The following is a 5,008-nucleotide window of genomic DNA, read 5'->3' as shown; positions in this document are numbered from 1 at the left end:
GGCCGCAGCGAGCCTGCCTTTAGGGGCGCGGGGAACTGCGCGACCAGCCACGACGCACCCGCGGCCGAACTACAACCCGTACCGCGCCCGGGCTTCCTTCACAGCCGTCGCAGACACCTCGCCCCGCCGCGCCAGCTGGGCCAGCGCCGCGACGACGATCGACTCCGCGTCGACGCCGAAGTGGCGGCGGGCCGCGTCACGGGTGTCGGAGAGACCGAAGCCGTCCGCGCCCAGCGAGGTGTAGTCCTGCTCGATCCACTGCGCGATCTGGTCGGGAACCTGGCGCATGTAGTCGGAGACGGCCAGCACCGGACCCTCGGCGCCCTGGAGCGCCTGGCGGACGTACGGCACCCGCTCCTCACCGCGCAGCAGTGCCGCGTCCGCCTCCAGCGCGTCCCGGCGCAGCTCGGTCCAGGACGTCGCCGACCACACGTCGGCCGCCACGCCCCACTCCTCGGCGAGCAGCCGCTGTGCCTTCAGCGCCCAGTGGATCGCCGTACCGGAGCCCAGCAGCTGGATGCGGGCCGCGTTCGCCGCAGGGGACAGGCCCGCCGACTCCGCCGTGTTGAAGCGGTACAGGCCCTTGACGATGCCCTCGTCCACGGCCGCCCCGGAGGGCTTCGCGGGCTGCGGCATCGGCTCGTTGTAGACCGTCAGGTAGTAGAAGACGTCCGAGTCCTCGCCGGGCGCCGCCTCGCCGTACATCCGGCGCAGACCCTCCCGGACGATGACCGCGATCTCGTAGGCGAACGCGGGGTCGTACGACAGCGCCGCCGGGTTGGTCGCGGCGATCACCGGGGAGTGGCCGTCGGCGTGCTGGAGGCCCTCGCCGGTCAGGGTCGTGCGGCCGGCCGTGGCGCCGACCAGGAAGCCGCGGCCGAGCTGGTCGCCGAGCTGCCACATCTGGTCGGCCGTGCGCTGCCAGCCGAACATCGAGTAGAAGATGTAGAACGGGATCATCGGCTCGCCGTGCGTGGCGTACGCGGTCGACGCGGCGATGAAGTCGGCCATCGAACCGGCCTCGGTGATCCCCTCGTTGAGGATCTGGCCGTTCTTGGCCTCCTTGTAGTACATGAGCTGGTCGCGGTCGACCGGCTCGTACGTCTGGCCCTTGGGGGAGTAGATGCCGAGGGACGGGAAGAGCGACTCCATGCCGAAGGTGCGGGCCTCGTCGGGGACGATCGGCACCCAGCGCCGGCCGGTCTCCTTGTCGCGGACCAGGTCCTTGACGAGGCGGACGAACGCCATGGTCGTCGCCACGTTCTGGGTGCCCGAGCCCTTGTCGAAGGACGCGAACGCCTTCTCGGCGGGGGCGGGCAGCGGCGCCAGCGCATGGGTGCGGCGGGCCGGGGCCGGGCCGCCGAGGGCCGCGCGGCGCTCCTGGAGGTAGCGCACCTCGGGGGAGTCGGCGCCCGGGTGGCCGTAGGGCACCTGGCCGTCGGCGAAGGCGCTGTCCGCGATCGGCAGCTCCAGCAGATCGCGCATCGCCTTGAACTCGTCCACCGTCAGTTTCTTCATCTGGTGGTTGGCGTTCTTCGACGCGAAGCCCGGACCGAGGGTGTGGCCCTTGACCGTCTGCGCCAGGATCACCGTCGGGGCGCCCTTGTGCGCGACGGCCGCGCGGTACGCCGCGTACACCTTGCGGGCCTCGTGACCGCCGCGCGAGAGGTGGAAGCACTCCAGGATCTTGTCGTCGCTCAGCAGCTTCGCCAGCTCGGCGAGCGCCGGGTCCTTCCCGAAGAAGTCCTGCCGGATGTAGGCCGCGTCCCGCGTCTGGTACGTCTGCACCTGGGCGTCGGGCACCTCGCGCAGCCGTCGCACCAGCGCGCCCGTGGTGTCGAGCGCGAACAGCTCGTCCCAGGCCGTGCCCCACATCGACTTGATGACATTCCAGCCGGCGCCGCGGAACTGGGCCTCCAGCTCCTGCACGATCTTGAAGTTGGCGCGCACCGGGCCGTCGAGCCGCTGGAGGTTGCAGTTGATGACGAAGGTGAGGTTGTCCAGCTCCTCCCGCGCGGCCAGCGCGAGGGCGGCGGTGGACTCCGGCTCGTCCATCTCGCCGTCGCCGAGGAAGGCCCATACGTGCGAGGACGAGACGTCCTTGATGCCGCGGTGGGTGAGATAGCGGTTGAAGCGCGCCTGGTAGATCGCGGAGAGCGGGCCCAGGCCCATGCTCACCGTCGGGAACTCCCACAGCCAGGGCAGCCGTCGCGGGTGCGGGTAGGAGGGCAGGCCGTTACCGCCCGCTTCCTGGCGGAAGTGGTCCAGGTGCGCCTCGCTGAGGCGGCCGTCCAGGAAGGCGCGGGCGTAGATGCCGGGGGAGGCGTGGCCCTGGATGTAGAGCTGGTCGCCGGAGCCGTCGCCTTCCTTGCCCTTGAAGAAGTGGTTGAAGCCCGTCTCGTAGAGCCAGGCCGCCGAGGCGAAGGTGGCGATGTGGCCGCCGACGCCGTGTTTGCTGCCCCGGGTCACCATCGCCGCCGCGTTCCAGCGGTTCCAGGCGGTGATCCGGGACTCCATCGCCTCGTCGCCGGGCACGGACGGCTCGGCGGCGGTGGGGATGGTGTTGACGTAGTCCGTCTCCAGGAGTTTCGGCAGTGCGACGCCGGCGCCCTCCGCGCGCTCCAGGGTGCGGCGCATCAGATACGCGGCACGGTGCGGGCCGGCAGCCTTGGCGACGGCGTCCAGTGAAGCCCGCCACTCGGCGGTCTCCTCCGGGTCCCGGTCGGGGAGCTGGTCGAGCGCGCTCGGCTGGATGGCGTAGGGGTCGGTCATGTCGCCGCCTTCCTCGGTCGAAGGGGGTTCCCTCATCGGCAAGGGTTCGGGTTGCCCTAGGTCTTTGGCAGGACAGGGCGTGGTGCCTTCGGTACGGAGTCGTTGGTGCGACTCCGGCAGAGGCCCGTCGGCGACTGTAACCCGCTGATCGATGATCGATCAAAGGGTTGAGGGAGAAAACTTCTTGATTACGAGAAAGTGGGCACGGGGTGTCATTCGAACAGGCACGCGGTGCCGCGTTTTCGAGGGGTTTTCGCAGGTCGGGGTGCGTGTGAGCGAACGATCGCTCAGGGCGGGGCTCAGGGCTGGGCCGGGGGCGGGGCTCCGGGGTGGGCCTGGGGTGGGCCTGGGCCTGGGGCTGGGCTCAGGGTTCGTGGCGCGGGGCGCAGCCCAGGACGTGCGCCTTCACCAGCTCCGCGATCCTCGGGTCCCGGCGCCGGAACGCCTGCACCAGGTCCTCGTGCTCCTCGGCGTACGACTGCTGGACCGTGCCCAGCCAGCGGATGGACAGCGCCGTGAAGACCTCGATGCCGAGCCCCTCCCAGGTGTGCAGCAGCACCGAGTTCCCGGCCGCGCGGACCAGCTCGCGGTGGAAGCCGACGGTGTGCCGGACCTGGGCGGTGCCGTCGGACTTCCGGTCGGCCTCGTAGAGGGCCGTGACATGCGGTTCCAGGGCCGTGCAGTCGTCGGCCAGCCGTCCGGCCGCCAGCTCCGCCGCGATGGCCTCCAGACCGGCCCGGACCGGGTAGCTCTCCTCCAGGTCGACGGCGGTCAGATTGCGCACCCGCACGCCCTTGTTCGGCGCGGACTCGATCAGCCGCAGTGACTCCAGCTCGCGCAGCGCCTCGCGGACCGGGGTCTGGCTGACCTCCAGTTCCGTGGCGATCCGTCGCTCCACGATCCGCTCGCCCGGCTGCCAGCGTCCGCTGATGATCCCTTCGAGGATGTGCTCGCGGATCTGTTCGCGCAGCGAGTGGATGACGGGCGCGGTCATGAGAGCTCCTTAACGTTTGACGTTTAGACAATACGGCGGGAGCGGTCCCCTGGGCTGGCAGGTGGGGGTGCTTTGGTGCAGGTGAGATGAGACTTACACGGGGCTTGTGGGTCCAAGGGGGTGAGTGGTTCCGATGTGGGGCGGGTGCGGGTGGTGTGTGGTTGGTCGCGTCGCGCCCACGCGGCGGAGCCGCATATCGATACAGCCCCGCGCCCCTAAAAGGAGATGCCCTCGCCCGGGAAGTCCCAGGTGAGGGCATCTCGCGTACCGCAGAACAGTTACAGGCCCAGTTCGACCTCGAACTCGGCTGCTTCCAGGATGGCCTTCACCGCTGTCAGGTAGCGGGCCGCGTCGGCGCCGTCGACCAGGCGGTGGTCGTAGGACAGGGTCAGGAACGTCATGTCGCGGACGCCGATGACCGTGCCCTCCTCCGTCTCGATGACGGCGGGGCGCTTGACCGTGGCGCCGATGCCGAGGATGGCGACCTGGCCCGGCGGCACGATGATCGTGTCGAACAGCGCGCCCCGCGATCCGGTGTTGCTGATCGTGAAGGTCGCGCCCACCAGCTCGTCCGGCGTGATCTTGTTGCTGCGGACCTTGCCCGCCAGGTCGGCCGTGGCCTTGGCGATACCGGCGATGTTGAGATCACCGGCGTTCCTGATGACCGGGGTCATCAGGCCCTTCTCGGAGTCCACCGCGATACCGAGGTTCTCGGTGTCGAAGTAGGTGATGGTCCCCTCGCCCTCGTTGATCCGGGCGTTGATGACCGAGTGGGCCTTCAGCGCCTGGGCCGCCGCCTTGACGAAGAACGGCATCGGGGAGAGCTTGACGCCCTCGCGCGCGGCGAAGGAGTCCTTGGCCTGCGCCCGCAGCCGCATCAGCCGGGTGACATCGACCTCGACGACCGAGGACAGCTGCGCCTGCTCGCGCAGCGCCTTGACCATGTTGTCGCCGATGAGCTTGCGGATGCGCGGCATCTTGACGGTCTGGCCGCGCAGCGGCGAGACCTCCAGGACGGGCGCGCTCTTGCGGGCCACCGGCGCGGCAGCGGCGGCGGGGGCGGCGGCCGGTGCCGGAGCGGCCACCGGAGCCTTCGCCGCCTCGGCGGCGGTCAGCACGTCCTGCTTACGGATCCGCCCGCCGACGCCGGTACCCCGGACGGCGCCCAGGTCGACGCCGTTCTCGGCGGCGAGCTTGCGCACCAGCGGGGTGACGTAGGCGCCCTCGTGGGGGGGGGCGGGC

The 5,008-nt window shown here is 70.4% G+C and carries 3 protein-coding genes; all 3 read right to left on the bottom strand.

The genetic code is table 11. The features are described from left to right. Positions 1–69: 69 nt before the first annotated feature. Entirely contained in the window at positions 70–2,772 is a 2,703-nt protein-coding gene (gene aceE / locus ACFXAZ_RS39310) for a pyruvate dehydrogenase (acetyl-transferring), homodimeric type (protein WP_384601818.1), read from the bottom strand. Positions 2,773–3,136: 364 nt separating this feature from the next. Beyond that, the gene (locus ACFXAZ_RS39305; RefSeq protein WP_384601815.1) at positions 3,137–3,766 is read right to left on the bottom strand and encodes a GntR family transcriptional regulator; all 630 of its coding nucleotides are present in this window, start codon (positions 3,764–3,766) and stop codon (positions 3,137–3,139) included. Between the two features lie 278 nt (positions 3,767–4,044). Beyond that, the coding region (gene sucB, locus ACFXAZ_RS39300; protein WP_384601812.1) for a 2-oxoglutarate dehydrogenase, E2 component, dihydrolipoamide succinyltransferase at positions 4,045–5,008 on the bottom strand (964 nt) is incomplete at its 5' end.

The sequence above is a fragment of the Streptomyces sp. NPDC059477 genome, assembly GCF_042749375.1.
Lineage (GTDB): Bacteria > Actinomycetota > Actinomycetes > Streptomycetales > Streptomycetaceae > Streptomyces.
The sequence above is the reverse complement of the archived record's forward strand: the minus strand, read 5'-3'. Positions and strand labels throughout refer to the sequence as shown.

What these genes read in the sequence shown, in the direction of transcription:
- aceE (WP_384601818.1), bottom strand. Translation starts at nt 2,772, where the DNA reads ATGACCGACCCCTACGCCATCCAGCCGAGCGCGCTCGACCAGCTCCCC.
- ACFXAZ_RS39305 (WP_384601815.1), bottom strand. Translation starts at nt 3,766, where the DNA reads ATGACCGCGCCCGTCATCCACTCGCTGCGCGAACAGATCCGCGAGCAC.